The organism is Streptomyces sp. GQFP (genome assembly GCF_021545335.1).
Lineage (GTDB): Bacteria > Actinomycetota > Actinomycetes > Streptomycetales > Streptomycetaceae > Streptomyces.
Genome location: NZ_CP089312.1, coordinates 6,640,301 through 6,666,575 on the forward strand (window position 1 = coordinate 6,640,301; position 26,275 = coordinate 6,666,575).

Below are 26,275 nucleotides of genomic sequence, written 5' to 3' on the forward strand. Positions count from 1 at the left end.
AGAAGGCATGCGAGAGGGTCGGCGGGGCAGACATGGAAGGCATGGCTGACGATCGATACATCGAAGTGTCACTGGCCGCCCGGGGAATCCACTGCACGGCGAAACTCCTGACCGACCGTGCCCCCATCACCTGCGCGACCGTGTGGAATGCCTTGCCGTTGTCCGGTGACGTCTACCACGCCAAGTACGCGCGCAACGAGATTTACGCCCTCTTCCCGCCCTTCGCGGAAGCCGGTTCGGAACCTCCCCTGGAGAATCCGACAGTTACCCCGATCCCCGGAGATCTCTGCTATTTCGCGTTCGCGGGAGCGGAGCTGGGCACGAAGTCGTACGGCTACGACCGCGAGGTCGGGCCCGGCACGACACTGATCGACCTGGCCCTGTTCTACGAGCGCAACAACCTGCTGCTGAACGGCGATGTGGGCTGGGTGCCGGGCACGGTGTGGGGCGAGGTGGTCGAGGGCCTCCCGGAGATGGCGGCAGCCTGCAACGACCTGTGGCGGACGGGTGCGGCGGGGGAGACGCTCAGCTTCCGCCGGGCCTGAAGGCGGAGAGGCCGAGTGCCTCTTCGAGCGCGTGCGCGGCCCGCAGCACCAGGTCGTCCCGGTGCCGGGCCGCGACGATCTGGATCCCGACCGGCAGCCCGTCCCCGTCGACCCCCACCGGGAGACTCGCGGCGGGCTGCTGCGTCATGTTGAACGGGTACGTGAACGGGGTCCACCCCGTCCAGCGCCGCAGCCCCGACCCGACGGGCACCTCAACTCCCGCCTCGAACGCGGTGATCGGCAAGGTAGGCGTGACCAGCAGGTCGTACGACTCGTGGAACAGCCCCATCCGCCGCCCGAGTTCCATCCGGACGTCGACAGCCGCGAGATAGTCGAGCGCACTGATACGAGCCCCCACCGCCCGGATCTCCCGCAGCCCAGGATCGAGCAACTCGGCCTGCTCCGCCCCGAGTCGCTGGGTGACCCGGGCCGCCCCGCTGAACCACAGGGTGTGGAAGGCGTCCACCGGGTCGGCGAAATCGGGGTCGGCCTCGGTGACGTACGCGCCGAGTTCCGCGAGCCGCTCCACCGCCCGCCGGACCGCGCCGGCCACCGCCGGACGCACCGCGACCTGACCGCCGAAGGAGGGCGAGTAGGCCACCCGCAGCCCCCGCACCCCGCCGGAGAGCGAGTCGAGGAACGAACCGTCGACCGGCCCGAGTGCTGACCAGTCACGGGAGTCGGGTCGCCCGATCACCTCCATCAGCAGTGCCGCGTCCGCCACGGTCCGGGTCATCGGCCCGACATGCGCGAGCGTCCCGAAGGCGCTGGCCGGGTAGAGGGGGACACGGCCGTACGTCGGCTTCAGCGCGAAGACCCCGCAGAACGCGGCCGGGATACGGACACTGCCCCCGCCGTCCGTCCCGAGCGACAGCGGCCCGGCGCCCAGCGCGACGGCGGCGGCACTCCCGCCGCTCGACCCACCGGCGGTGCGTGAGGTGTCGTACGGGTTGCGGGTGACGCCGGACAGCGGCGAATCGGTGACGCCCTTCCAGCCGTACTCGGGGGTGGTCGTCTTGCCGAGAAAGACGGCGCCGTGCTCGCGCAGCCGGGCGACGGAGGGCGCGTCCTCACGCCAACTCCCGTTGACGTCGACGGACTTGGAGCCGCGCAGGGTGGGCGTACCGCGCAGCAGGATGATGTCCTTCACGGTCGTGGGCACGCCGTCCACGAGCCCCGCCGGCTCACCGCGCCGCCACCGCTCGGTGGACTCGCGGGCCTGCGCGAGCGCGCTGTCGGCATCGACGCGCACGAACGCGTTGACGACGGGCTGGAGTTGCCCGGCCCGCTCCAGCGCGGCCCGGGTGGCGTCGAGCGGACTGAACTCACCTTTGCGATAACCGTCGAGGAGCCGGTCGGCGGTGAGTTCGGCAAGCTGGGTCGGCTCGGTCATCGTGCGCCCCTCCGGTAGTGCGTGCGGTAGTGCGTGTCAGTGCCCCGGTACGTACCCGCGCTGTTTGTCGACCACATTGGTCAGCGTCTTCCCGGCCTCCCACCGCTCGTACAACTCGACGAACTGCGTGCTGAGTTCATCGCGCCAGCCCACGGTGTCACCGCTCATGTGCGGGGAGACGACGAGCCCGGGCGCGTCCCACAGGGGGCTGTCGGACGGCAGCGGTTCATGCTCGAACACGTCCAGCGCGGCACCCGCGATCCACTGCTTCGACAACGCCTGGGCGAGCGCGACCTCGTCGACGAGCTGTCCCCGCCCGACGTTGATGAAACGCGCCGAGGGCTGCATGACACCGAAACGGCGGGTGTCGAACATGCGGTGGGTGTCGGCGGTGAGGGGAGCGGCGGATATCACCCAATCGGCCCGCGCCATCAGCCGGTTGAGGTCGTCGGGCCCATGGATCCCGGTACGCGGGATACGCCCGACGAGGGCGGTGGTGATGCCAAGTGCCTTGAGATACTGGGCAATCGCCCGCCCGATGGGTCCGGACCCGACAACACAGGCCTTGGTCCCGGCAACCCGCTGGGACTCCCGATGCCGCCACTCGTGCCGCCGCTGGAGGTCGAGTGTCCGGGGCAGATCCTTGGCCATGGCGAGGACGAGGGCGGCGACGTACTCGGCGATGGGCTGGTCGAAGATGCCGCGTGCGTTGGTCACCACGGTGTCGGACGCGGCGAGTTCGGCGCACATCAAGTGGTCGACCCCGGCACTCGCGGTGTGCACCCAGCGCGGCCGCGCCCCCTCGCCCGGCCAGGCGGCCCGTACGGCGTGCGAGGTGAAGTCCCAGACCAACAGGGCGTCGGCGTGAGGGAGCTGCCCGGCAAGAGTCGTGTCATCGGCATGCACGATCCGGGCCCGCCCGGTGAGCCTGCCGAGGCGGGGCGGCGGGTCGGCGTCGAGGACGAGGAGGGTGGGGGGCGCGGGCATGGTGAGCCGTTTCCGATTGGGGACGCTGGGGGGAGGGGGCCGGACGTCTGACATGCGCGGATTGACCACGCTCGCACCCGAACCTACCTTCGTCAACACGGACGTGCGTACGGTCCGTTGCCCCGTCGTTCCTCACTGTGAGGCCGGTGCCTGTCATGGATGTGTCGTTTCTCGGTGGACCACGCCCGCAGCGCGGCGTAGGCGTGGTGGCCCCCTTCGACTTCGCCCTGGACCGCGAGCTGTGGCGCTGGGTCCCCGACGAGGTGTCCCTCCACCTCACCCGCACCCCGTACGTCCCCGTGGAGGTCAGCCTCGACCTGGCCCGACTGGTCAGCGAGCACGAGACACTCGGCGACGCGGTACGCACCCTCAACGTCATCGCCCCCGAGATCGTCGCCTACGCCTGCACGTCCGGCAGCTTCGTCGGCGGTGTCGCGGGCGAGCGGGCGATGTGCGAGGCGATGACCAGGGCGGGCGAGGTGGCGTCGGTGACGACGTCGGGCGCGCTGCTGGAGGCCTTGACGGAACTCTCCGTACGCCGAGTAGCCCTCGTCACCCCCTACACGGTGTCGGTGACGCGGTCCCTGGAGGAGTACGTGGCGGAGGCGGGCGTCACGGTCACGGGCTGCGCGTTCATGGGCCTGACGCGGCACATCTGGAAGGTCCCGTACCGAGCGGTGGCGGACATGGCGAGGAGGGCGGTGGAGGAGAGCCGCCAGGGCCGCCCGGAAGCACTGTTCATCAGCTGCACGAACCTCCCCACGTACGACGTCATCGCACAGCTGGAGGCGGAACTGCGCATCCCGGTGATCTCGGCCAACCAGGTCACGATGTGGGCAGCGCTGCGTCGACTGGGTACCCGGGCGGTGGGGCCGTACCAGGCGCTGCTGGACGAGGCGGCACGCGCATGGCCCCAGGAACAGCAGGAGCACCAGGAACACCAGGAACGGGAAGGTTGGACATGACGGCACTCGGATTCCTGTACCCGGGCCACTCCGCCGAGGACGACTACCAGCGCATGGAACACCTGCTCGGCAGCGACATCCGGCTGGACGTGATCCACACGGACATCGGCGAGGACGCGCACCGCGTGGACGCCCTCCTGGAGATGGGCTCGCCGGACCGCCTCGCGGCGGGTGTGGAGGAGCTGCGGCTGTGCGGCGCGGAGGCGGTGGTGTGGGCGTGCACCAGCGGCAGCTTCGTGTACGGCTGGGAGGGCGCCCACGACCAGGTACGCGACCTCGCCCGCGCCGCGGGCATGCCGGCCTCGTCGACGTCGTTCGCCTTCGTGCACGCGGTGCGGGAGCTGGGGGTACGGAGGGTGGCGATCGGGGCGACGTACCCGGCGGACGTGGCGGAACTGTTCGCGGAGTTCCTGGGGGCGGCGGGGGTGGAGGTGACGGGGGTCAAGGGCGCCGGGATCGTCACGGCGGCGGAGGTGGGGGAGTGGAGCGAGGAGGACGTACGAGCCCTGGCACAGGAGTCGGACGCCCCGGAAGCGGAGGCACTCCTGCTGCCGGACACGGCCCTGCACACGGCGTCGCACATAGAAAAACTGGAGAGCCAGCTGGCGAAGCCGGTCCTAACGGCCAACCAGGTAACGGTCTGGGAGGCCCTGCGACTGACCACCCGCAAGGTGAACGCCCCGTCCCTGGGCACCCTGTTCACACGGGAACCACTGACACAGGCATAACCAGGGGGCTGCCGCCCCCAGACCCCCGCTATCGGCCTGAACGGCCTCGTCCTCAAACGCCGGACGGGCTAAAAGATCAAGCACCGGCCGGCATCATCCAGCCCCTCCGGCGTTTGAGGAGCGGGGGTTCGGGGGCAGCGCCCCCGAGGATGGGACGGGTAGGGGCGGCGGGGGCGAGAACATCCCCCGGAATAAAACGGAGCCCCCCTCCTGTTCTCGTCCGGAGGACAGCGCACGGCGTCAAAACAGCAGCAGGAGGCCCCACCGTGACCGCAGACGCGACCACAGACGAGATCCGAGGCACAACACAGGGCACCGCCCCCACCCCCCTCTCCGTCCTGGACCTGGTCACAGTCGGCTCCGGCCACACCGCCACCCAAGCCCTCCAGACCAGCGTCGCCCTCTCCCGCCTCACAGAATCCCGCGGCTTCCACCGCTACTGGGTAGCAGAGCACCACTCCATGCCCGGCGTAGCCTCCTCCTCGCCCGCCGTGATCCTCGCCCACCTCGCCGCCCACACCCACCGCATCCGCCTCGGCTCCGGCGGAGTCATGCTCCCCAACCACGCCCCCTTGGTCATCGCGGAACAGTTCGGCACCCTCGAAGCGATGGCCCCGAACCGCATCGACCTGGGCCTGGGCCGAGCCCCGGGCACGGACGGCGCCACCGCCGCGGCCCTCCGCCGCACCGACCGGCTCAACGAGGGCGCCGACGACTTCCCCCAGCAACTGGCGGAGCTGACCCGCTTCCTGGACGACGACTTCCCGACCGGTCACCCCTACCACCGCATCCACGCGATCCCGGGCCCGATCCAGTCGACAACCCCGGGCGGAGTCCAGTCGACCCACCGTCCGCCCATCTGGCTGCTCGGTTCCTCAGGCTTCAGCGCCCGCCTGGCCGGCGTCCTGGGCCTCCCCTTCGCCTTCGCGCACCACTTCTCCGCGCAGAACACCGTCCCGGCCCTGGACCTCTACCGCGAGTCCTTCCAGCCCTCCGCGGTCCTCGACGCCCCGTACGCCCTCATCGGCGTCTCCACCCTCGCGACGGACGACGCGAACGAGGCCCGCCGCCAGGTCCTGGCGATGGGCCTCAACATGGCGCGTCTGCGCTCCGGCCGGCCGGGCCTGTTCCCGGCCCCGGAGGAGGCGGAGGCCTACGAATTCAGCCCGATGGAACGGGAGTTCATCAACTCCTGGATGACGAACATCATCCACGGCACGGCGGACGAGGTCCGCACAGGCCTGGACGACCTCCAGAAGCGCACGGGGGCAGACGAGTTGATGCTGACGGCCCACGCCCACCGGGGAGACCTGCGCCTGCGCTCGTACGAACTGATCGCGGACGCGTACGGCCTGCCGACGGCCTGATGGATTCGTGCGTGTGAGTTGGGGGGAATGCGGTCGACGAATCGGCGATGGGCCAACTCACCCCTGCCGACAGGCACTTCCCCCCATCAGCACCGAAATCCGATCCGCCCCCACAGGCCGAGAATAGAGCCACCCCTGCCCCGTGTCGCACCCGATCCGCCGCAACCGAGCCGCCTGCGCCGCCGTCTCCACGCACTCCGCGGTGACCGTCAGCCCCAGCCGGTGCGCGAGCTGGATCATCGCCTCGACGACGATCTCGTCGGCCGGATTCGGCGCGACACCCTCACCCTCGTACATGAACCCGCGGACGAAAGAACCGTCCAGTTTCAGTACTGACACGGGGAGCCTGCTGAGGTAGGCCAGGTTCGAGTACCCCGTGCCGAAGTCGTCGATCGCGATGCCCACACCCATGTCACTGAGTGCCTGGAGTGCCTGGAGGGGCCGCCCGGCGGAGCCCATGACCGCCGATTCCGTCAGCTCCAGCTGGAGCAGATGCGCGGGCAGGCCCGTCTCCGCGAGGATCTCCGCCACGTCCGCGACGAGATCCGAGTCCCAGACCTGACGTACCGCCACGTTCACGCTCACGAAGATCGGCGGCTCGTCCGGGCGTTCGAGCTGCCAGCGGCGGGCCTGGCGGCAGGCCGTGGCGAGGACCCAGCGCCCCAGCTGCACGATCGAACCGTCCTCCTCGGCCAGCCCGATGAAGCGGTTCGGCGTCAGTGTGCCGAACTGGGGGTGGTGCCAGCGCACCAGCGCCTCGACACCGTGCACCCGGCCGTCCTCCATGCCCACCAACGGCTGGTAGTCCAGGGCGAATTCACCCCGCTCGATGGCCGGCCGGAGCGTGGAGGACAGCGCCTGGCGGGTCATCCGGTGGGCGTTGCGCTCGGGGTCGAAGAGCGTCCAGCGGGACTTGCCGTCGGCCTTCGCCCAGTACAGCGTGGTGTCCGCGGCCTGCATCAGGCCCGTGGGGGTCGTGCCCGCCGCATGCCGTTCCACGACACCGATCGAGGCGGATACGGACACCCGCTGACCGGCGAGGTCGAAGGGCAGCTGGAGCGCCTTCAGCACCGACTCGGCCAGGTCCGCGAGTTGGTCGGTGCCCGTCGAGTCCTCGACCAGCAGCGCGAACTCGTCGCCGCCCAGTCTCGCCACCAGCGGCGCGACGGCTCCCGGGTTCCCCCGGGCAAGACCCGCCTCCTCCGCGCAGCGCGTGAGGCGTTCGGCCACGGCGGCGAGCAGCCGGTCGCCGACACGATGGCCGAGAGTGTCGTTGACGGCCTTGAAACCGTCGAGATCCAGGTAGCACAGACCGATCCGGCCCGTCCCGCTCTGCTCGTACGACTCCGCCTCCAGCGCCGCCGACAGCCGCTCGAAGAACAGCGCGCGGTTGGGCAGTCGGGTCACCGGATCGTGCATCTGCAAGTGCCGCAGCCGCGCCTGGAGTTCACGGCGCGCGCTGATGTCGGCGACGGACAGCAGGACACCCTGGCCGCCGTACGCCCGAGCCCCCAGCGCCCCCTCGGGCCCCTCCGTGGGCAGCGGCGCGACCGTGACCTGCGCCCAGAGGGAGTGCCCGTCGGGGTGCTTGAGACGGCGCGTGCAGCGCAGTCGTGCCTGTCGGCCGCGCAGGACCTCGCGGTACGCGTGCCACGCCCGCGTGTCGGACGCCAGGTCCACCAGATCGGCGGCGACCCGGCCGGCCAGCGCTTCCGGGGCGATGCCCAGCAGCGTGCCCAGCGACTCGTTCGCCTCCACGATCAGGCCCTCGCGGTTCACCACGGCCATCGCCAGCGGCGCCGCCGCGAACGCCGCACGCAGCAGGTTCGTACCCCCGGCCACGCGGGAGGATGACGCAGAGGACGTGGTGAAGTTACTCAGTGTGACGGCCGGCCGGACGAGTTCTACCGCGGGCGCCGGCCCTTCGGACGTTCCGCTCACCGCTCGCTCCCGCAGTGCACTCGGTCTTCATATGGATCCCGTCGGGCGGCCGACCGGGCGGCAAACCGCCGCCCTGGCCAGGTCCGTGCAGGAAAGTGTCAGGGAAGTGCCAGGAAAGTGTGCCGATCATAGAGGCTGGCCCCAAGCCCTTCCAGCCACTGTCCAGTGTCCATGAACGACCGCCGGTTCTGACAGATCGTTTCTGCCCGCGCCTGGACGGGTTCCTTCGGCCTCGATCGGTTGTGACGTTCCGTGAGTGTTTCGGGGTGTCGCTCCACAAAGGGTGAGTCCTCACATGCTTGTCAGCATGCCCGGTCGACCCCTGTTCGACGCCCAATCACCCTTCTGGTGCAGACAAACAGGGCATATAAACACAAGATCACACAGGCTGGGTTGCGGTGTCCCCGAACCGCATCCGGAGGTCTGCGTGCTGCGTCAGCTCCCCCTCAAGGGGCTCACCCGTGACGCCCTGACGGGGCTCAAGGGGCTCGCGTGCGACGGACCGCGCCCCCGACTGCGCAGCACCGCCGCCGTACTCACCACCATGACGGCCCTCGCCGCCACCTCCATCATCGCGGACCCCTCGGTCGCCGAACCCTTCTCGGCGCAGCCCTGCGCCCTGCAACGCACCGACGCCCACCACTCGGAGGGCCTGGACACCTGGAACGCGGCCTATCCGCGCCCGTCCCGCGCCCTCGACGCCGTGATGGTGTTCCTCTCCTTCCCCGACGCGCCCCCGCGCACCACCCCCGCCGAACTGGCCGCCGACCACTTCCCGGCCACCAGCGACTTCTTCGACCGCGCCTCGTACGGCCGATTCACACTGCGCCCGCACCCGCTCCAGCGCTGGCTGCGCATGCCGAAGCCGTCCACCGCGTACGCCATACAGCGGGACTGGAGCGCCGCCCACCGCGCCGCCTATCTGCGCGACGCGCTCGCCACCGCCGACCGCGAGGTCGACTTCTCGCGCTACGACATCGTCTACTTCGTCGCCGACCCGGACGCGCCCGGCGTCGACTCCGACGCGACGAAGGTCGTCAACCTGGACGTCCCGCTGCGGGCCGACGGCACGGACATCCGCCGCGTCGTCACCGTCTTCGAGAACCACCCGCCCGACCGGCTCGTCCTCGCCCACGAGACCGGCCACGTCTTCGACCTGCCCGACCTCTATCACCGGCCCATGGACGGCAAGGGCGACTGGGACACGTACGTCGGCGACTGGGACCTGATGGGCAGCCAGTTCGGACTGGCGCCGGATCTGTTCGCCTGGCACAAGTGGAAACTCGGGTGGCTGGAACCGCGCCAGGTGGCGTGCGTACGCGGGGGAGGCGCGACCCGCCTGACCCTGGAAACGCTGGGAGCCCATCCGGCCACGACCGCGTACGCGAACGCGGGTGGCGAAGGGGGCGCGGCGGGCGCGCCCGTCTTCGGGCAGGGGGACGGGGTGAAACTGGCCGTCGTACGGACCGGGGTCGACCGGGCGCTCGCCTTCGAGGCCAGGGGGACGACGGGCAACGACAGCGCGACGTGCACACAGGGCGTGCTGGTCTACCGGGTGCAGAGCGGGGCCGAGTCGGGCGGCGGCCCGGTCGAGGTGGTCGACGCCCATCCGCGTACCGAGGCCTGCTGGGAGGACTCGGTCTACCCACCCCTCGCGGACGCGCCCGTCGCCCTCGGCGAGAGCTTCACGGTGCCGGGCGAGAACGTCCGCGTGGAGGTGGAGGGCCGTACGCCTTCGGGGGCGTGGACGGTGGAGATCACGTCCGGCTGAGCCGAGCGACGACAAATCGAAGGCCCCCCGCTTCCGCAGGGGGCCTTCGATCGTCTGTGCGCCGCCAGGGACTCGAACCCCGGACCCGCTGATTAAGAGTCAGCTGCTCTAACCAACTGAGCTAGCGGCGCCTGCTGACGTCGTAGACCTTAGCACCCTGATCGGCGGGAGGAAAAATCGATATCCGCAGGCCACCGGAGACGGCGGCACGGGCCGCTCGTACGGCCGCCCAGAGCAGGATCTCCGGGCCGGGAAGCCAGGGACGGCAGGTATCGGGGGCGACGACCCAGCGGGATTCGGGACGGGGCCTGCCCTCGGTGACCTGTTCGTACTCGGTGTCGTCGGTCGCCAGGGCGGGGACGGTCACCGCGTCGCCGCGGCCGTGGCAGAGGAGCGGCGGGATCGAGTGCCGACGCCCGATGCCGGGGTCGTCGTCATCGCCGCACTCGGCGGCGGAGCCCCACTCCTCCCACCTCAGAAGCGAGGGCAGCCGCTGGGCGGTCCCCAGTGCCGCGAACAGGAGGATCCGGCCCCGGTAGGCGGCCACCGGGCCCGAGCCGGGACCCTCGCCCCAGAGGCGGTCGAGCATCCTCCGGCCGAAGACGGCGGGCACGTTGACGACGTCGAACGCGGTGCCGCAGGGCAGGACCAGCGGGGCGGTGGGCCGCTCGGCCCAGAGCGAGAGCGTGCTGCGCGGATACGTTCCTGCGGAGGCGAGCCAGGCGGCGCCCTCCGAGGTGACTCCCGAGGCGTCGGAATATGTGCTGCTCATGACGTCTAGATCTACCGGCAGTGAGCGCACGACCTCCGAGGGTTGCCGGAAACCGGGACAGGAGGGGGCGAGCTGGAGTACCTTGCCCTACTGAATATGCCGCACGGATTTTCGAGACGGGGCCAGTCCGAGCCGGTACGAGAGTGTCCGACCAGGTCAGAGGTCAGACCGGGTCGACGTGACCGTGGCCATGGCCACCGCCACTGCTGCCCCCGCCACTCGCGTTCTCCCCGCCGCCGCGCAGCAGCTCACGGCCGTACTCGATCATCTTCTTCGCGTAGTCCTCGGTCCACTCGGCGCGCTCCGCGATGTCGGCGGTCGTCAGCCGGTCGAAGCGGCGCGGGTCGGCGAGCTGGGCCGCCGCCATCGCCTGGTACTCGACCGCGCGGTCGGTCGCGGCGCGAAACGCCTGGGTCAGCTCTGTGGCGCGGGTCAGCAGCGCGCGGGGGTCGTCGATCGACTCCAGGTCGAAGAAGTGCTCCGGGTCGTCGGCCACTTGCGTGGGCTCGAAGAGCAGGGGCGCGGGGCGTAGCCGCGGTTCGTTGCGACGCGGCGTGGGCTCCGCCATGTCTTCTCCTCCTCGTACGATTCCGCACCGTTCGTACGTACCGCTCACGCACCAGGGCATGTACGGCACACGGTCGACAGGCCCCGCCGGTCGAGCCGGGCCACCGTCCATTGTCCCCCGCCCGCGCAAGTAGGCCACGGCTTCACCCGACAGGGCACCTGATCTGCGACTACGGCCGCCAGGGCACCCGGTGCTCGGCGAGATGCGACAGCACCGCATGGTTGGCTTCCCACCCATCCGGGAACTTCACCGTCACCCCCAGCTGTACCGGTTCCGTCGACGGATGGTCGTCCAGGAGTTCGGTCACGCCCGCGCGGCACACCACCACGCACGCGTGCCGGTGTCTGGAGGCGAGGACGCAGAGGCGGCCCGTTTCCAGGTGGAAGGCGGTGGCGTCGGGGCGGCCCGAGAGGGGGTGCAGGACGACTGTCACGTCGAACTCCCGGCCCTGGAGCCGGTTCGCCGTGTCGACGGTGACGTCTGTGACCCCCAGCTCGGCGAGCGCCGCCCGGACCGCCGCCGCCTGGTCCCGGTGTGCGGTGCCGACCGCGATGCGGTCGGCGGTCAGGGGCGTCGGGTCCGGCCCGCGTTCCGAGGTGGCCGCACCGCCCCGGTCCAGCATGCGGCGTACGACCATGGCGACCGCGCGTACGGCCTCCGGGTCCGTACGAGGGGTGTGCCGGGCGGGGAGTTCCAGCAGGCCCCAGCCCGTTTCGGCGGCCTCGTCGAGGACCCGGTCCGGGCCCGAGCCGTCCGACGGGACCGCGAAGGCGAGCCGCCGGTCGCCGTGGCCGGTGCCACTGCGGAACGGGGTGTACGGGTAGAACGCGGCCGAGACGAGCGGCGCCGCCGAGGCCGGGAGCCGCCAGGACACCGGCAGGCGGTGCTGGGGCAGCTCGGGGTTGTGGGCCAGGAGGGTCGTGACCGCAGAGGCCGACGGGTCGTACGACAGGCCCGCCCACTGCTCGCTGCCGACGATCGCGAACGGGTCCAACTGCCCCGGGTCACCCACGAACAGCGCCCGCTCGAACAGTCCCGCGACGGCGAGCAGCGCGTCCGAGCGCATCTGGTACGCCTCGTCCACGATCGCGTGCCGCCACGGCTCGTCGACCTTGACGTGGGCCCACTTGGCGGCCGTCGAGATGACCACGTCCAGGCCCGCCAGCTCGGCCGCCTTCGCGGACTTCCGTACGTTCGGCAGGTCGTCCAGCGCCTTGTCGTACGGGTCGGCGTCACTGCTGTGCAGACGCCCCACAGGCAGCTCGGGGTTCTTCTCGGCGAGCCGCACGACAAGGTCGTCGACCTGTGCGTTGGTCTGCGCGATGACCATCAACGGGCGCCCGGCCTCGGCCAGTTCGAGCGCGGCCCGGACCACGAGCGTCGACTTCCCGGCCCCGGGCGGCGAGTCCACGACGACCCCGCGGTGGGCGCCGTGCAGCGTGTCGCGCAGGATCGCGTCGGTGGCCCGGCCGGCGGCGGCCCCGGGGTCGAAGGCGGCCTGCGGGGTGCGGGCGGCGGTCACAGGGGGCCTTCCTCGGGGGTGGGGCGGATGGTGCCGGGGGTCGACGGGCCCGTCCGCGCGCGGACGGTCGCCTCGGCGCGGCGGCGGAAACGTCGCTGGCCGGAGGCCGAACCGCCCCTCCGCGAACCGGCGTTCACAGAACATCCTCCTCGGTCACCGCGTCCGGCTCCGGAACCGTCGTCGCCGCCTGCTCGCCCGGAGGGCCGCCATGCGTCCACGGGGTCTGGTCCGCGTCCGGGAGCTTCGCTCCGCCCCGCTGTTCGTGCTCGAAGAGGGTGAAGCAGACGAGGTCGCCCTTCTCCGGGACCGACCCGGCCTCCGGCTCCTTGCCCCGGCCCATCTTGTCGACCACCCGCAGGACGATCACCGAACCCTCCGCTCCCGAACCCTCAGCTCCCGAACCCTCCGCTCTCGGACCGTCCTCCGGGCCGTCCTCATGGCGCACGAACTCCGCCGCCTGTGGCTTGCCGCCCAGTGAGCGGTACACCTTCGCCCGCTCCCCGAGCTGCGGGCGGTCGTCCGTGCGTACGGTGACCAGCGGGCGCGGACTCGGGCGCTTGCCCTCGCTGTACGTCATGACGACATCGATGACCTCGCCCGCGAACGCCTCCCCGGACAGTCGCCGCCCCGCCATCACCAGCGGGTCGTCCAGGGCCTCCTGGGCCTCCAGGCGGGCCTGTTCGCGCTCGCGCGTGGCGAGTTTGTTCGCCGCCGTCACCGCGTCGTCGCGGCGTGGCTGCGGGGGCTCACCCGCGGTGACCCGGTCGCGGTGGCCGGTGAACGACCAGCGGTCGCGCGTCCACCGGTCGGCCGCGTGGGCACCCTCCGGCAGGGCCCGCAACAGGTCGAGGCCGCGCCACACCGCGTCCCAGGTGGGCCGCGTACGGCTCTCGACGAGGGCGTGCAACTCCCGCTCGGCGGCGGTGAGTTCACGCAGCCGGTCGTCCGCCTCCAATCCGTCCTCGGCGGCGGCGTGCGCCGTCCGCGCGCGGTTGAAGCGCTCGATCGCGGGGGCCAGCAGCTTGTTGTCGAACGCCGGGTCCGTCGCCGGACCGGCCGGCGGCCACAGCAGCTGCCCCTTCGCGTCCCGCGCCAACTCGGCCCCCAGTGCGGCCTCGGCGCCCGACTCCCCGTCCGGCGGGTCGATCCAGGCGAGCAGCGCGCCCAGGTGCTGGTCCTCCAGCGTGGACTGCCCGGTGGCCCAGTGCCGCGACAGCACGTCCGTCAGCGCCAGGAGCAGGGCGGAGCCGGGGACCCGGGCCCGCTCCCCGTAGTGCGTGAACCAGCGGCCGAGCAACGGCACCCGGGGCGGGGCCGGATGCGGTGTCTCCGGGTCCTGTTCCGCCGTACGGCGGAAGCGCATCGAGCGCCCCAGCAGGCGTACGAAGTCGACGCCGGCGCGGCTCGGGACGATCAACTGGGGTGCGTCCGCGCACAGTTCGACCTCGACCTTGACCCGCTTGCCGGTCTCCGGGTCGGTCTCGTTGCGCTCGGCGGCCTCCACGGCGTCGGCGTAGGAGTCGATGAACGGCAGGACCACGTCCGCCAGTTCGGCGAGGAACGCGAACCTGAGGTCGCGATCGCGCGGCTGCGGGACGACGAGCAGGCGAGGCGCGTCCCGGTCGTCGCCGACCAGCGCGCCCAGCGGGGCCCCGGCCTCACCAGCGGTGGTCAGTGGTACGAGGACCAGGGGCCGCTCGGAGAGGTGGCGGTGCCGGACGGTGGCGGCGGGCTGGGCGCGGCCGGTGCTGACGGCTTCGAGGCGGGCGAGGGTGGTGATCAGCGACATGCGGCTCCCTCCGGAGAAGGCGGAGAGGGCAGGGACACGGTCGGGGTGTTCAGCGCCTCCGCGCGCAGGGCCGCCGCTCTGCGCAGCGCGGCCACCGTCGGGTCCTCCGGGTCGCCGGACCGGCCGTGGGCCGCCGCCAGGACGTCGTCGACCGTGGTCAGGGCGCCCAGTTCGGCCCGTACGGAACGGCCCAGGGACGTCACCGCGCCCCGCGCGCGGGAGCGGTCCCGGCAGTGGAAGGCCAGCTCGCACGCGGACAGGCACTCCGGCGCGTACTCCGCGGGCACCGACTCGACCGCGGCCGTCAGTTCGGCGGTGGGCAGGTCCGGGGCGAAGCAGGTGCCCTCGGGGAGGGTGTCGGCGATGTCCTCGATCCGGGTCAGCCGGGACAACTGGCGACCGGTCACCGCGCGCTGCTTGCGGACGTCGACCGCGGATGCGGCGGGGAGGTTGGAGAAGTCCTTGGGACAGACCAGCAGGACGCGGTGGTTGACGGTCGGCGCCGGGGCGGTGCCGTCCCGGGTGAGCCGGGCGGCGACCTCCTCCAGCGCCAGCACGTACACCGCGGCCTGGCGGGCCGCCGCGCCCACCTTCGCGGGGTCCGCCGAACCGTCCAGCATCGGGAAGGACTTGATCTCCACAACCGTCCAGCCGCCGTCCGGGTGCACGACCACCGCGTCCGGCTCCAGGAAGGCGGGTGAGCCCGCGACGTCCAGGGCGAGCATCGGATGGTCGAGAAGCGTCCAGCCGCCCGCAGCGCTGTCGCTCCTCGCCAGGTGGGCGTCGCGCAGAGCCAGCGCCGTCCGCGCGGTGCGGCCCTCAGGGCCGGTCGCCGTGAGGTCGGGGACCTCGGCCTCCGTCGGCGGTACGGCACCCGGGTCCAGCTTCTCGTGCACCAGCCGGAGCAGTTCCGCGCCGCCGTCGGCCTTCACCCGGGCCTCGAAGGTGTTGCCGCGTGCCAGCGCGAACTGGGACTGCCCGAAGCCGGACGGTGAGCCCAGCGCGCTCGCCAGCGTCGCCTTGTTCACCCCCGCGCCGTCCAGGATCGCGCGCCGCTTGCACCCGGGGTTGGCGGCGAGGGCCGCGAGGGCACGCGCGTCCAGCGCCTTCGCCGGTACGTCCGGACCGCGCAGCTCAGCGAGCCGCTGCCGCAGCGCCGTCCCCGGCGTCCGCGGAAGCGGCACCGGGCTCGGCCCCTGGCCCGAAGACGGACTCGCGCTGCCTTGGAATTCGCTCACGCGGGGCAGTCTGGCATCCACCACTGACAATTGAGGCCCCTGCGCCGCGAGAGCGCGCTGAGCCGGGCGCGACACGAGCCGTGATCCGTACCGTGATCCACACCTTCGCGCGGTCCGCGTTCCGCATGACGTGCGGGGCGAGAAGCAGCCCGAGGCCCATCACGGCGGCGCCCGCGACCGCGTCGAGGAGGTAGTGGTTCGCGGTGCCCATCACCACGATCGTGGTGATCAGCGGGTACGCGACACCCAGGACCTTGGTGGTGCGCGTACCGCCGTACCGCCACAGCATCACTCCGCACCACAGGGACCAGCCGACGTGCAGGCTCGGCATCGCGGCGTACTGGTTGGTCATGCTGCCGAGCCCCCGCGGGGCGCTGGCCTGGCCGCCCCACCAGCCGTACGAGCTGTACTGGGCCATCGTGTCCACGAAGCCGTGACCGGGTTCGAGGAGCCGGGGCGGGCAGGTGGGGAGCAGGGTGAAGCCGATCAGCCCGATGAAGGTCGATGTCATCAGCCAGGTGCGGGCCGCCCGGTAGCGGACGGCGCGGGACCGGAAGAGCCAGATCAGGATGGCGGGGGTGACGATGTAGTGCAGCGACGCGTACCAGAAGTCGGCGGGTATGCCGATCCAGGGTTCGCGGGTGAACAGGCGGTTGAGCGGGTGTTCGGCGTTGAGCCGGAGGTCCTTCTCGAACCTGAGGATCGCCAGACCGTGCTCGACGGCGGTCGACTCGTTGCCCTTCACCAGCAGGCGTCCGGCGGAGTAGCACGCGTAGACCAGCAGGATCAGTGGCAGCTCGGTCCACCAGCGGAGGCGGGTGGGAGCGACGGGCTCCGTCGGTGCAGTATCGGTCCGCGGCATCCGATCTCTCTCCCACTCTCTGTCCCCGTCGAGCTGCGCCTCCGGTCGTCGGTGGCCTGCGGTTCGTCCGATTTTACGGTGTACGTGAACGCCCCATCGGGCGCCCCTGTCACACAGGACGCAAAGATCGACCCCCGGGTTGCCCTCGCACAGCGTGCGCGATGATGGAGGGGTTCCGCCTTGCTTTTCCGCCTTTCGGTACCCCTGATTCGCTTGATTGCCCCCTGACGTTCGCCTCTCACCTTGTCCGCCACACTCACAGTCTCCCCCCGGAAGGGTCTCTCATGGCACCGCGCATCCTGCTGGCCCGGCACGGACAGACGGAGTGGTCGCTGGCCGGCAAGCACACCGGCAGGACCGACGTCCCCCTCCTGGAGGAGGGCCGACGCGGCGCCAAACTGCTCGGCGAACGTCTCCACCGGCCGCCCTTCGACGGCCTCTCCGGGGTCGAGGTGCGCACGAGTCCTCTGGCACGCGCGCGGGAGACGTGCGAGATAGCGGGTTTCGGCGAGCGGGCGGCCGAGTGGGACACGTTGATGGAGTGGGACTACGGGGCGTACGAGGGCATGACCCCGGCGGAGATCCAGGCCGTCCGGCCGGGGTGGCTGATCTGGCGGGACGGGGTCCCCGGGGGCGAGAGCCTGGAGTCGATGTCCGCGCGCGCGGACGAGGTGGTGAAGTGGGCGCGGTCGATGGACCGAGACGTACTGGTGTTCGCACACGGCCACATACTCCGCACGATCGGCGCCCGCTGGCTGGGCCTCCCGCTCGACTTCGCATCCCGCATCAGACTGAACCCGACGTCACTGTCGGTACTGGGCTGGGCGTACGACGCCCCGGCGATAGAAACCTGGAACGACGTGGGCCACCTGACCGACTGAGGGGCTGGTGCCGGGGGGTGGGTCGCGCAGCCCGGCGCTGCACGGGGCGCCGCTGCGCCCACCCGTGCCGCCCCTAGCGGCACGCATGCCCGCAGCTAGGCGGGTGTGCTTTTAGGGGCGCGGGGAACTGCGCGACCAGCCCCCACCGGGCCCACAGCCGGACGGGTTGGACAATCGTTCGGTACCTGCGATCTCCGGCCGCCTGGGGCAGGCATTTAGGGGCGCGGGGAACTGCGCGACCAGCCCCACCCGCCCGCCGCCAAGTCGCTCACGCCGTGCGCCGCACGCTCGCGTGGCGTTCCAGGAACGTCGACACCCCCGCCGCCCGCCGGTGAGGCAAAAGCACCCGAGCCGTCGCCGCCAGCATCGTCTGGATGCGGGACGACTGGACCTCGTCCAGAAGGTCCAGTACACGCATACCCGCCGCCGCCGCCTCGTCCGGATGGCCACCACGGGCCAGGTCATCCGACAGCTCGGCCGTGTACAACGCGATGTTCCGCGTGAAGTGCGGGTTCTGCAGGTGCGCCGCCCGCCGCGCGTGCCGAGCCGCCCGCGGCCAGTCGCCCAGCGTCGACCAGCACTGCGCCTCCAAGCCCTCCAGCTCCGCCTCGCCGTAGAAGCTCATCCACTCGGGATCGGCCTCCGAAGGCCCCCGTTCGTACAGCCCCTGCGCCCGCGCCAGCGCCTGCTCACACCCCGCGCGGTCGGCGAGCCCCGCCCACCCGCCCGCCTCGCGCAGCGCGAGCAGCGACATCAGCCGGGGCGAGCCCAGTGGCCGCGCCACGCGCTGAGCCGCCTGCGCCGCTCTGACCGCCTCGCGCGGACGCCCCGCATCGCGCGCGAGGAACGCCGTGTTGCAGAAGGCGTGCGCCTCCAGGGCCGCGTCCCCGGCCACCCGGGCCGTCGCCAGCGCCTCCGCGTAGTGCGAGCGCGCGTCGTCGAAGCGGCCCGAGTCGTGGGCCAGCCAGCCGACGGAGATGGCGAGTTCACCGGCGCCCGCGTGCAGCCGGTCGGCGGTGGTCCGCCGTACCGCGCCCGCGTCGAGCAGCTCGTAGGCGGCCCGCAGCGGAGCCGCCGCGCGCCGGTAGAGACCGTCGGCGCCGTGCCGGTCGTCGAGCAGCCTGATCCGGCGTACGGCCTCTTCCAGGGCCCCCGCCTCGCCGGTCCCGACGCGGCGCATGGGACGGCCCGCGGCCGAAGCCTCGTATGTGAGCCCGAAGGGGCTCAGGGAGGCGGCTGCCACAGTGGCACCGCCCGCCATGAATGCGCGACGCAGCACGTCGCTCTCCTCGTAGTTGTCGTGCGTTTCGTACGGGTACTGCGTGTCGTACGTGTCGTACGTGTCGGGTGTTTCTTGTGCGTCCTGCGTGTCATACGGCTCGTGCACCCCCGCCGTCTCACCAGTGCCGGACGGCGGGATCGCGAGGTGCGCAGGGGGCGTGTCCCCCGTTTCGCGCGCCCCACGCCCGCGCACCGAAGCGCGGGGTGCGAACCCCAGGTCGGCGAGTGTCCGTCCGGGGAACATGTGCAGGAACACCCGTTCGTACGCGTAGTTGGGGCAGCGGATCTCGCCCGCCTCGACCCGGCCGATGTAGCGCGCGTCACAGCTCACCCGCTCACCGATCTCGCGGGCGGCCCGCCGTACCGCCGCGGCGAACTCGCCCGGAGAGCGCTGCCCGCGCAACTGCCGAAAGGCGAGGTTCGGCCGTGGCGGCCGTGGGGACTGCGACGAGGTCACCGTTGACGACGTCATGGCCGGGCCCTCTCTGCGAACCGTCGAACCGTGCCGGATTCCTGGCGAGTTGGAACAGTTATCCATCGGACGCCCTGTTTCCGGCGGGCAAGAACGTACCCGCTGTGCACGACCCACCACGCGGGGTTTGGCTACAAACCGGATATCTCATCCACGATCTGCCATGAACTGCCATCCTTTGCGGCGGTCTTGTGCCGTAGCCGTTGACGTTCTGACGCGTTGAACCTGGCGGACCGGGAGCCACCCGAACTCCCGACCCACTCGCACTAGGAGGGGTTCCGTGGTGGAGGCCGGGATGGAGATCAGCCAGAGCACCGATCCGTGTACGCCGTTCAGAACGCGTACAGCACCCGCGTTGCCCGACTGCGATCTGGTGACGGTCCCGGCCCGGCAGGGGCTGGAAGCGGTCGACATCCTGCGCCGGGGTGCCGGCGACGCGGTCGGCCCCGTACTGCACGACGACGGCTGCGACACCCTCGCCTTCCTGGTCCCGCCGGGCACCGCCGCCGCCTGGGACGTCCCCGGAAGCACCTGCACGGAGACCAATGGGCGCGGCCTGAGCCTCGCGGTCCCCGATCCCGAACCCCCGGTCGAGGGCTCGGACTGGCTGCTCCCGCCCGGCGAGGCGGACCTGGCCACCGACCCGGCGGTGCTCCGCGCGGCACTCGGCGAAGCGGCCCGGCTCATCGAGGCCGCCGACAACCGTCACTGAGCCGGTGGCCCCGGTGGCCCACCCCGATAATGGGGGAATGGGAAAGTCCAGAAACGCGCGGCGCGGACAGTCGGCCGCCGAGGCCGTCGTCGAGACGGTCGACGGCGGGCTCGCCGAGCTGATCCCCGACCGGGACCGGGCGCGCGCCTGGACACTGCTCCTCGACGGCGCCCCACAGTCCCATGTCGACCTCGACGACCCGGCGTACCTCTCCTTCGAGTACCAGCGCCGCCTCGGTCATGTGATCGACCTCGTCGCCCCGCCCGGCAAGCCGGTCCAGGTCGTACACCTCGGCGGCGGCGCCCTGACCCTCGCCCGGTACGTCGCCGCGACCCGCCCCCGGTCCACCCAGCAGGCCGTCGAACGGGACGCGGCCCTCGTCCAACTGGTCCGCCGAGAGCTGCCGTTGGACCCGAACGCCCGGATCCGGGTGCGCTCCACCGACGCCCGCGAAGGACTCGCCAAGGTCCCCGACGGCTGGGCCGACCTCGTCATCGCGGACGTGTTCAGCGGCGCCCGCACCCCGGCCCATCTGACGTCGGTCGAGTTCCTGACGGACGTACGCAGGGTCGTGAAAGACGCCGGCTGCTACGCCGCGAACCTCGCCGACGGGCCGCCGCTCGCCCACCTGCGCGGCCAGATCGCCACCGTGGGAGTCGTCTTCCCGGAGCTCGCCCTGATCGCCGACGCGGCCGTGCTGCGGGGGAAACGGTTCGGCAACGCGGTGCTCGTCGCCTCCGCGCACCCGCTGCCCATCGCCGAACTGACCCGCCGCGCCGCCTCCGACCCGCACCCCGCCCGCCTCGAACACGGGCGCGCCCTCACCGACTTCACCGGCGGCGCCGCACCGGTCACGGACGCGGCGGCCGTCGCCTCACCGGCACCGCCACCGTCGGTGTTCCGCTGAACCCGGGAGCCGGCCGGTCAGTAGGTTCAGTAGGTGAGGATCTGGACGTGCGGCGGGCCGTCGTGCCAGGTGCAGAACACCGACACCCGGTCCGCGCCCGCGCTGAACTCCACCCGGATCCACGTCTCCGTCTTGAACACCTGCATCGACCAGCCCGCTCCCGGCGTCGCCGACACGAGCGTCGCGTAGTCCGTCCCGAGGTCGAACACCGCCCGCCCACCGTCGGTGTCGTACGCCTTCACCGTCGTGGACGGGGCCTTGGAAGCGGTCGCGCTCGGGGTGGAAGTCGGAGCGGGCGTGGCGGACCGACTGGGTTCCTGGGTCGGAGTCGGGGTCGGTTTCGGGCTCGTCGCCGTGGGCAGAGGCTTCGGCGTCCGCGCCGCGGGCTCCTGCACGATCGACTTCTGCCGCACCGAGTCGGCCGCCGTGATGGGGAGCGCGCGGGGCGGGTCGTACGCCGTTCCCGCCATCACCGTGTGCACACCCCACCACGTCATCGTGGCCGCCGCGCCCGTGGCCAGCGTCCACGCCAGAAGGTGTACGAGTCCTCTGCGCATCGCCGGTCATACTGCCTCACGCGCCCCACCGGTGTCGCCTGTTGCCGACTTGGAGCGGCTGCCGGGGAGTTATCCACAGGGTCGGACCCGGCTCGCCGGATTGGCGTACGGTGCGGCGCATGGCAAGTGTGCTCGTGGTCGAGGACGACCAGTTCGTGCGCTCCGCCCTCATCCGGCATCTGACCGATGCCGCGCACCTCGTGCGCAGCGTCGGCACCGCCCTTGAGGCGCTGCGCGAGGTCGCCCACTTCCGTTTCGACGTGGTCATCCTGGATCTCGGTCTGCCCGATCTCGACGGGTCCGAGGCCCTCAAGATGCTGCGCGGAATCACGGATGTGCCCGTGATCGTCGCCACCGCGCGCGACGAGGAGACGGAGATCGTCCGGCTGCTCAACGCTGGTGCGGACGACTACCTCACCAAACCGTTCTCGGTCGAACACCTGTCGGCCCGCATGGCCGCCGTACTGCGCCGCGCCCGCACAGCGCCCGCGGACACTCCTCCCTCCTCCGTCATCCGCGTCGGCGGCCTGGCCATCGACCCGCTGCGCCGACAGGCCGAACTGGACGGCGTACGACTGGACCTGACCCGCCGTGAGTTCGACCTGCTCGCCTTCCTCGCCGGGCGACCCGGTGTCGTCGTCGCGCGCAAGGAGCTGCTCGCGGAGGTGTGGCAGCAGTCGTACGGCGACGACCAGACGATCGACGTCCATCTGTCGTGGCTGCGGCGGAAGTTGGGCGAGACGGCGGCCCAGCCCCGCTATCTGCACACCCTGCGGGGCGTAGGCGTGAAGCTGGCGCCGCCGGGAGCGGAGCCGCCGCTGTGAGGTGGGCGCTGGTGAAAGTCTGCGTGGCGGTCACGACGATGGTCGTGGTGGCCTTCGCCGTGCCGCTCGGGCTGGTCATCCGGGAGATGGCCCGCGACCGTGCCTTCTCCAACGCCGAGCGGGAGGCCGCGGCCGTCGCCCCTGCCCTCTCCATCACCACCGACCGCGACCAGTTGGAACGGGTGGTCGCCTCCGCGGGGTCGGACGCGGGCATGGCCGTGCACATCCCCGCGAGCGGGGGCACGGGCGCGGTCGATCTCGGGCGGCAGCGCGCCACCGACACCGACATCGAGGCCGTCCGGAGACTCGGCCGCGCCTCCACCACCGAGGTGTCCGGCGGGTCCACCCTTCTCCAGCCCGTCGCGATCGGCTCCGGCGCGATAGCCGTCGTCGAGGTGTACGTCCCCGAGGCCGAGGTCGGCAACGGCGTCGGCCTGGCCTGGGCGGTGCTCGCGGGTGTCGGGGCCGTCCTCGTCGTCGGATCGGTCGCCGTCGCCGACCGGCTCGGCGTGCGCATGGTGCAGCCCGCTCAGCGCCTGGTCGAGGGCGCACACGAACTGGGGGAGGGGAAGCTGGGCGCCAGAGTGCCCGAGGAAGGGCCGGCCGAACTGCGCCTCGCGGCGGTCGCGTTCAACTCGATGGCCGACCAGGTCGTACAACTGCTCGCGAACGAAAGGGAGTTGGCGGCGGACCTGTCCCACCGCCTCCGCACGCCGCTGACCGTGCTGCGGCTGAACGCGGCCTCGCTGGGCGAGGGGCCCGCCGCCGACCAGACCCGGACCGCGGTCGCCCAGCTGGAGCACGAGGTCGACACGATCATCCGTACCGCCCGCGAGGCCAAACCCCAGACGACGGTCGCCGGACCGGGCGCCGGCTGCGACGCCGCCGAGGTCGTGCGCGAGCGGATGGCCTTCTGGTCGGCGCTCGCCGAGGACGAGGGGAGGAAGGTGAGGGTGGCCGGTGTCGACCGGCCGGTACGCATACCCGTGGCCCGCGCCGACCTGGCCGCCGCCCTCGACGCCCTCCTCGGCAACGTCTTCCGGCACACCCCGGAGGGCACCGCCTTCGCGGTCGACGTCCACAACGGCGACGACGCGGTGATCGTCCTGGTGTCGGACGCGGGCCCAGGCATCACCGACCCCGAGGCCGCGATGGCCAGGGGGCGCGGCTCGGGCAGCGCGGGATCGACCGGCCTGGGCCTGGACATCGTGCGCCGACTCGCGGAGTCGACGGGCGGAGACGTACGCATCGGCTCGTCGGTACTCGGCGGCACGGAGATACGGATCTGGATCCAACTGGACGGCAGGGCGCCGGTACGACGCGGACACCGGGGCCGGGGAACGGGGGCGACTTGGTGCCGCCGGCACTCCGGAACCTGATGTCTCGAGTTCGCTGTCGGGTGCGGGCCGGTGGGGGCTGGTCGCGCAGTTCCCCGCGCCCCTGAAGGACCCGGCCCTGCGGGCCGAAAAGCACGGGGCGTAGCCCCTGCTTTTCAGGGGCGCGGGGAACTGCGCGAGAAACCCCCACCGGCCCGCACCCGACCGCCCTCCCGGTTCCCATCCGCCGGACCAACCCCCGCCGGACCAACCCCCGCCGGACCAACCCCCGCCGGACCAGCCCCCGCCGGGGCACGGCACCCCCCTCCAGTGCCGCGCCCCGACCCCCGGTCGACCCCCGTCAGCCGAGGTCGCTCACTCCCCGTTCGCCGGCGGCAACGTCCCGCTCCGCGCCGCGCGGCCGTACCAGAGGGCGCTCGACTTGGGCGTACGGGTGAGGGTCGCGTAGTCGACGTACACCGCGCCGAAGCGCTTGCTGTAGCCGTAGGCCCATTCGAAGTTGTCCAGGAGGGACCAGAGGTAGTAGCCGCGGACGTCCGCGCCCTCGGCGATCGCGCGGCGGACCGCGCGGAGGTGGCCGTGGAGGTAGGCGATGCGTTCCGGGTCGTGGACGCGGCCGTCGGAGTCGGGCTTGTCGTCGTAGGCGGCGCCGTTCTCGGTGACGTAGAGCGGCAGGCCCGGGGCCAGCTTCGTGTAGCGCATGATCAGGTCGTGCAGGCCGGTCGGGTCGATCGACCAGCCCATCTCCGTACGCTCGCCCGGCGACTGGTGGAAGAGGACCTCGTCCGCGCCCGGCCACGGCGAGTAGTCGCTCGCGCCGTGGCCGTCGGCGCGCGGGCCGGTCGGCTGGTCCTCGGCCGCCGAGACCAGCGTGGGCGTGTAGTAGTTGAGGCCCAGCGCGTCCAGCGGCTGGTTGATCAGCGCGAGGTCGCCGTCCAGGACGTACGACCAGTCCGTGATCGACGAGGTCGCGGCGAACAGGGTCTGCGGGTAGGCGCCGTGCAGCATCGGGCCGTGGAAGACACCGTTGGCGAGGTCGTCGATCTTCTGGACCGCCGCCAGGTCCTCCGGGGCCGGTGAAAGCGGCCTCACCACCGACGAGTTGAGGCTCACCGCGACCGTGTTGCGGGCCGGCATCGCCGCCCGCAGGGCCGAAGTGCCCAGCCCGTGCGCCAGGTTGAGGTGATGGGCGGCCCGGAGGGAGGCCAGCGGCTCGGTACGGCCGGGGGCGTGCACACCCGAGCCGTAGCCCAGGAACGCGCTGCACCAGGGCTCGTTGAGCGTGATCCACTGCTCGACGCGGTCGCCCAGCGCCTCGCCCATGATCTGGGCGTAGTCGGCGAACCGCAGCGCGGTCTCCCGCTCCGGCCAGCCGCCCGCGTCCTCCAGCTCCTGCGGCAGGTCCCAGTGGTAGAGGGTGACCGCCGGCTTGATGTTGTGGGCGAGGAGTTCGTCGACCAGGCGCCGGTAGAAGTCCAGGCCGCGCTGGACCGCGGGACCACGTCCGGTCGGCTGCACGCGCGACCAGGAGACCGAGAAGCGGTACGCGGTCAGGCCGAGGTCGGCCATCAGCGCCACGTCGTCGCGGTAGCGGTGGTAGTGGTCGACAGCGATGTCACCGTGCTCGCCGCCGGCCGTCCTGCCCGGCGTATGGCTGAACGTGTCCCAGATCGAGGGGGTGCGGCCGTCCTCCCGCACCGCCCCCTCGATCTGGTACGCGGAGGTCGCTGCGCCCCAGAGGAAGGCGGGAGGAAAGGTCACCGGGGTAACGGGCTCAGTCATGGAAGCGCTCCCATAGGAGGTCGTGGAGACCGACGGGTAGGAGAGGAGAAGAGGGAAGTGGGGGGAGAGTGCGAAGGGGGCCGAGGCGGCGGTGACCCGGCCCCCAGAAAGTTCCCGTACGACAGTCAGAAGTTCCCGTACGACAGTCGATGCGTGGGTCAGCCCTTCACCGCGCCCTGCATGATCCCGCCCACGATCTGCTTGCCGAAGATCGCGAAGACGATCAGCAGCGGCAGCGTGCCGAGCAGCGCGCCCGCCATGATCAGGGACTGGTCGGGGGTGTACCCGCGGCCCAGTCCCGCGACCGCGACCTGCACCGTCGGGTTGCCGTTCTGGGTCAGGACCAGGAACGGCCACAGGAAGTCGTTCCACGTCTGCACGAACATCAGCATCCCGAGGACGGCCATCGCGGGCCGCGCCGCCGGGAAGACCACGTGCCAGATCACGCGCCAACTGCTCGCGCCGTCCACCCGCGCCGCCTCGATGATCTCGTCCGGCAGCGCCTGGAGCAGGTACTGCCGCATGAAGAACACCCCGAACGCGCTGACCAGGGACGGCAGGATCACCGCCTGGAGCTGGTCGGACCAGTCGAGCTTGGCGACCATCATGTACAGCGGGATCACGCTCAGCTGCGGCGGCACCATCATCGTGCCGATGACGATCAGCATCATGGCCTGGCGGCCCTTGAAGCGCAGCTTGGCGAAGGCGAACCCGGCGATCGTCGACAGGACGACGATGGTGATCGCCGAAACGCCCGCCACGAACGTGGTGTTGATGAACGCCTCGCCCAAGTTGGCGTCCGTCCAGGCCAGTTCGAGCTTGTCGAACAGACCCGAGCCGAACCAGAACGGCGGCGGGGTCTGCGCGAGCCGCTGGTTGTCGCGCGAGGCGGCGATGGCCGTCCACACCAGCGGGAACAGCGAGCCGATGGTGAACAGGGCGAGGATGACGTACGCGATCGGCCCGGCGTGCATGGTGCCGCCGGCGCGCGCGGCCTTGGGGCGCCGTACTCGCGTCGGCTTCTTCTGCTCCGGTGTCTCGGAGGGTGGTGTCAGTGTCGTCGTCACGGCCGGT

Annotated in this window: 24 protein-coding genes and 1 tRNA gene; 10 read left to right on the plus strand and 15 right to left on the minus strand. The window is 71.6% G+C overall.

What is annotated here, in order from left to right:
- The first annotated feature begins 32 nt into the window (after positions 1-32).
- Positions 33-545, plus strand: a complete 513-nt coding sequence (locus LUX31_RS29920; RefSeq protein WP_443046012.1) for a DUF3830 family protein — start codon at positions 33-35, stop codon at positions 543-545.
- On the opposite strand, the gene LUX31_RS29925 is transcribed toward LUX31_RS29920, so the two are convergent.
- Positions 526-1,938, minus strand: a complete 1,413-nt coding sequence (locus LUX31_RS29925; RefSeq protein WP_235478415.1) for an amidase — start codon at positions 1,936-1,938, stop codon at positions 526-528. The two genes, LUX31_RS29920 and LUX31_RS29925, sit on opposite strands and share 20 nt — an antisense overlap.
- A gap of 36 nt (positions 1,939-1,974) precedes the next feature.
- On the minus strand, positions 1,975-2,925 hold the full coding sequence (locus tag LUX31_RS29930) for a D-2-hydroxyacid dehydrogenase (protein WP_235478416.1): 951 nt from the start codon (positions 2,923-2,925) through the stop codon (positions 1,975-1,977).
- 155 nt (positions 2,926-3,080) lie between these two features.
- Between LUX31_RS29930 and LUX31_RS29935 the strand changes: the two genes are divergently transcribed.
- The 3 genes from LUX31_RS29935 to LUX31_RS29945 all read left to right on the plus strand — a co-directional run bounded on the left by LUX31_RS29935 (position 3,081) and on the right by LUX31_RS29945 (position 5,985).
- Positions 3,081-3,890 carry a maleate cis-trans isomerase family protein gene (locus tag LUX31_RS29935; protein WP_235480109.1) on the plus strand — a complete coding sequence of 270 codons (810 nt, stop codon included), beginning with the start codon at positions 3,081-3,083 and terminating at the stop codon, positions 3,888-3,890.
- A complete protein-coding gene (locus LUX31_RS29940; protein ID WP_235478417.1) occupies positions 3,887-4,618 on the plus strand; it encodes a maleate cis-trans isomerase family protein in 732 nt (243 codons plus the stop codon). Before LUX31_RS29935 ends, LUX31_RS29940 begins: the two co-directional genes overlap by 4 nt.
- Before the next feature lie 266 nt (positions 4,619-4,884).
- On the plus strand, positions 4,885-5,985 hold the full coding sequence (locus LUX31_RS29945) for an LLM class flavin-dependent oxidoreductase (RefSeq protein WP_235478418.1): 1,101 nt from the start codon (positions 4,885-4,887) through the stop codon (positions 5,983-5,985).
- 57 nt (positions 5,986-6,042) lie between these two features.
- Here LUX31_RS29945 and LUX31_RS29950 read toward each other — a convergent pair whose 3' ends face one another.
- The gene (locus tag LUX31_RS29950) at positions 6,043-7,926 is read right to left on the minus strand and encodes a putative bifunctional diguanylate cyclase/phosphodiesterase (RefSeq protein WP_235478419.1); all 1,884 of its coding nucleotides are present in this window, start codon (positions 7,924-7,926) and stop codon (positions 6,043-6,045) included.
- A 427-nt stretch (positions 7,927-8,353) separates the two neighbouring features.
- Between LUX31_RS29950 and LUX31_RS29955 the strand changes: the two genes are divergently transcribed.
- A complete protein-coding gene (locus LUX31_RS29955; protein WP_235478420.1) occupies positions 8,354-9,697 on the plus strand; it encodes a M6 family metalloprotease domain-containing protein in 1,344 nt (447 codons plus the stop codon).
- Between the two features lie 57 nt (positions 9,698-9,754).
- On the opposite strand, the gene LUX31_RS29960 is transcribed toward LUX31_RS29955, so the two are convergent.
- From LUX31_RS29960 to LUX31_RS29995, 8 genes are all read right to left on the minus strand, one after another.
- A tRNA-Lys gene (locus tag LUX31_RS29960) sits at positions 9,755-9,828 on the minus strand.
- Entirely contained in the window at positions 9,819-10,469 is a 651-nt protein-coding gene (locus tag LUX31_RS29965) for a bifunctional DNA primase/polymerase (protein ID WP_235478421.1), read from the minus strand. Before LUX31_RS29965 ends, LUX31_RS29960 begins: the two co-directional genes overlap by 10 nt.
- Positions 10,470-10,632: 163 nt before the next feature.
- Positions 10,633-11,037, minus strand: a complete 405-nt coding sequence (locus LUX31_RS29970; protein ID WP_235478422.1) for a hypothetical protein — start codon at positions 11,035-11,037, stop codon at positions 10,633-10,635.
- Between the two features lie 169 nt (positions 11,038-11,206).
- Positions 11,207-12,559: an AAA domain-containing protein gene (locus LUX31_RS29975; RefSeq protein ID WP_235478423.1), complete on the minus strand. Its 1,353-nt coding sequence runs from the start codon at positions 12,557-12,559 to the stop codon at positions 11,207-11,209.
- Complete coding sequence (locus LUX31_RS29980; RefSeq protein ID WP_235478424.1) at positions 12,556-12,696, minus strand: hypothetical protein; 141 nt, start codon at positions 12,694-12,696, stop codon at positions 12,556-12,558. Before LUX31_RS29980 ends, LUX31_RS29975 begins: the two co-directional genes overlap by 4 nt.
- The gene (locus LUX31_RS29985; protein WP_235478425.1) at positions 12,693-14,348 is read right to left on the minus strand and encodes a hypothetical protein; all 1,656 of its coding nucleotides are present in this window, start codon (positions 14,346-14,348) and stop codon (positions 12,693-12,695) included. Before LUX31_RS29985 ends, LUX31_RS29980 begins: the two co-directional genes overlap by 4 nt.
- Positions 14,339-15,532: a hypothetical protein gene (locus tag LUX31_RS29990; protein WP_235478426.1), complete on the minus strand. Its 1,194-nt coding sequence runs from the start codon at positions 15,530-15,532 to the stop codon at positions 14,339-14,341. Before LUX31_RS29990 ends, LUX31_RS29985 begins: the two co-directional genes overlap by 10 nt.
- A complete protein-coding gene (locus LUX31_RS29995; protein WP_235478427.1) occupies positions 15,483-16,448 on the minus strand; it encodes a phosphatase PAP2 family protein in 966 nt (321 codons plus the stop codon). The genes LUX31_RS29990 and LUX31_RS29995 overlap by 50 nt, the downstream gene beginning before the upstream one ends.
- 284 nt (positions 16,449-16,732) lie before the next feature.
- On the opposite strand from LUX31_RS29995, the gene LUX31_RS30000 reads away from it, so the two are divergent.
- Positions 16,733-17,329: a histidine phosphatase family protein gene (locus tag LUX31_RS30000; RefSeq protein WP_235478428.1), complete on the plus strand. Its 597-nt coding sequence runs from the start codon at positions 16,733-16,735 to the stop codon at positions 17,327-17,329.
- Between the two features lie 268 nt (positions 17,330-17,597).
- Here the strand turns inward: LUX31_RS30000 and LUX31_RS30005 are convergent, their stop codons facing one another.
- Positions 17,598-19,082, minus strand: coding sequence for a hypothetical protein (locus tag LUX31_RS30005; protein WP_235478429.1), 1,485 nt, complete (start codon positions 19,080-19,082; stop codon positions 17,598-17,600).
- A 280-nt stretch (positions 19,083-19,362) separates the two neighbouring features.
- On the opposite strand from LUX31_RS30005, the gene LUX31_RS30010 reads away from it, so the two are divergent.
- Both LUX31_RS30010 and LUX31_RS30015 read left to right on the plus strand, forming a co-directional pair.
- Positions 19,363-19,794 carry a hypothetical protein gene (locus LUX31_RS30010; protein WP_235478430.1) on the plus strand — a complete coding sequence of 144 codons (432 nt, stop codon included), beginning with the start codon at positions 19,363-19,365 and terminating at the stop codon, positions 19,792-19,794.
- 37 nt (positions 19,795-19,831) lie between these two features.
- On the plus strand, positions 19,832-20,701 hold the full coding sequence (locus LUX31_RS30015; protein ID WP_235478431.1) for a spermidine synthase: 870 nt from the start codon (positions 19,832-19,834) through the stop codon (positions 20,699-20,701).
- 26 nt (positions 20,702-20,727) lie between these two features.
- On the opposite strand, the gene LUX31_RS30020 is transcribed toward LUX31_RS30015, so the two are convergent.
- Positions 20,728-21,258: a hypothetical protein gene (locus LUX31_RS30020; RefSeq protein WP_235478432.1), complete on the minus strand. Its 531-nt coding sequence runs from the start codon at positions 21,256-21,258 to the stop codon at positions 20,728-20,730.
- A gap of 119 nt (positions 21,259-21,377) precedes the next feature.
- Between LUX31_RS30020 and LUX31_RS30025 the strand changes: the two genes are divergently transcribed.
- The gene (locus LUX31_RS30025; protein WP_235478433.1) at positions 21,378-22,082 is read left to right on the plus strand and encodes a response regulator transcription factor; all 705 of its coding nucleotides are present in this window, start codon (positions 21,378-21,380) and stop codon (positions 22,080-22,082) included.
- Positions 22,079-23,461: a sensor histidine kinase gene (locus LUX31_RS30030; protein ID WP_235478434.1), complete on the plus strand. Its 1,383-nt coding sequence runs from the start codon at positions 22,079-22,081 to the stop codon at positions 23,459-23,461. Before LUX31_RS30025 ends, LUX31_RS30030 begins: the two co-directional genes overlap by 4 nt.
- A 312-nt stretch (positions 23,462-23,773) precedes the next feature.
- Here LUX31_RS30030 and LUX31_RS30035 read toward each other — a convergent pair whose 3' ends face one another.
- Both LUX31_RS30035 and LUX31_RS30040 read right to left on the minus strand, forming a co-directional pair.
- Positions 23,774-25,201, minus strand: a complete 1,428-nt coding sequence (locus tag LUX31_RS30035; RefSeq protein WP_235478435.1) for a GH1 family beta-glucosidase — start codon at positions 25,199-25,201, stop codon at positions 23,774-23,776.
- A gap of 158 nt (positions 25,202-25,359) precedes the next feature.
- Positions 25,360-26,268 (minus strand): carbohydrate ABC transporter permease, encoded by a 909-nt coding sequence (locus tag LUX31_RS30040; RefSeq protein WP_235478436.1) that lies wholly within the window; start codon positions 26,266-26,268, stop codon positions 25,360-25,362.
- Positions 26,269-26,275: the final 7 nt, after the last annotated feature.

Excerpts from the sequence above, each read along its gene's own strand:
- LUX31_RS29920 (WP_443046012.1), top strand. The coding sequence starts at position 33 with ATGGAAGGCATGGCTGACGATCGATACATCGAAGTGTCACTGGCCGCC.
- LUX31_RS29925 (WP_235478415.1), bottom strand. The coding sequence starts at position 1,938 with ATGACCGAGCCGACCCAGCTTGCCGAACTCACCGCCGACCGGCTCCTC.
- LUX31_RS29930 (WP_235478416.1), bottom strand. The coding sequence starts at position 2,925 with ATGCCCGCGCCCCCCACCCTCCTCGTCCTCGACGCCGACCCGCCGCCC.
- LUX31_RS29935 (WP_235480109.1), top strand. The coding sequence starts at position 3,081 with ATGGATGTGTCGTTTCTCGGTGGACCACGCCCGCAGCGCGGCGTAGGC.
- LUX31_RS29940 (WP_235478417.1), top strand. The coding sequence starts at position 3,887 with ATGACGGCACTCGGATTCCTGTACCCGGGCCACTCCGCCGAGGACGAC.
- LUX31_RS29965 (WP_235478421.1), bottom strand. The coding sequence starts at position 10,469 with ATGAGCAGCACATATTCCGACGCCTCGGGAGTCACCTCGGAGGGCGCC.
- LUX31_RS29970 (WP_235478422.1), bottom strand. The coding sequence starts at position 11,037 with ATGGCGGAGCCCACGCCGCGTCGCAACGAACCGCGGCTACGCCCCGCG.
- LUX31_RS29985 (WP_235478425.1), bottom strand. The coding sequence starts at position 14,348 with ATGTCGCTGATCACCACCCTCGCCCGCCTCGAAGCCGTCAGCACCGGC.
- LUX31_RS29995 (WP_235478427.1), bottom strand. The coding sequence starts at position 16,448 with ATGCCGCGGACCGATACTGCACCGACGGAGCCCGTCGCTCCCACCCGC.
- LUX31_RS30000 (WP_235478428.1), top strand. The coding sequence starts at position 16,733 with ATGGCACCGCGCATCCTGCTGGCCCGGCACGGACAGACGGAGTGGTCG.
- LUX31_RS30005 (WP_235478429.1), bottom strand. The coding sequence starts at position 19,082 with ATGACGTCGTCAACGGTGACCTCGTCGCAGTCCCCACGGCCGCCACGG.
- LUX31_RS30015 (WP_235478431.1), top strand. The coding sequence starts at position 19,832 with ATGGGAAAGTCCAGAAACGCGCGGCGCGGACAGTCGGCCGCCGAGGCC.
- LUX31_RS30020 (WP_235478432.1), bottom strand. The coding sequence starts at position 21,258 with ATGCGCAGAGGACTCGTACACCTTCTGGCGTGGACGCTGGCCACGGGC.
- LUX31_RS30025 (WP_235478433.1), top strand. The coding sequence starts at position 21,378 with ATGGCAAGTGTGCTCGTGGTCGAGGACGACCAGTTCGTGCGCTCCGCC.
- LUX31_RS30035 (WP_235478435.1), bottom strand. The coding sequence starts at position 25,201 with ATGACTGAGCCCGTTACCCCGGTGACCTTTCCTCCCGCCTTCCTCTGG.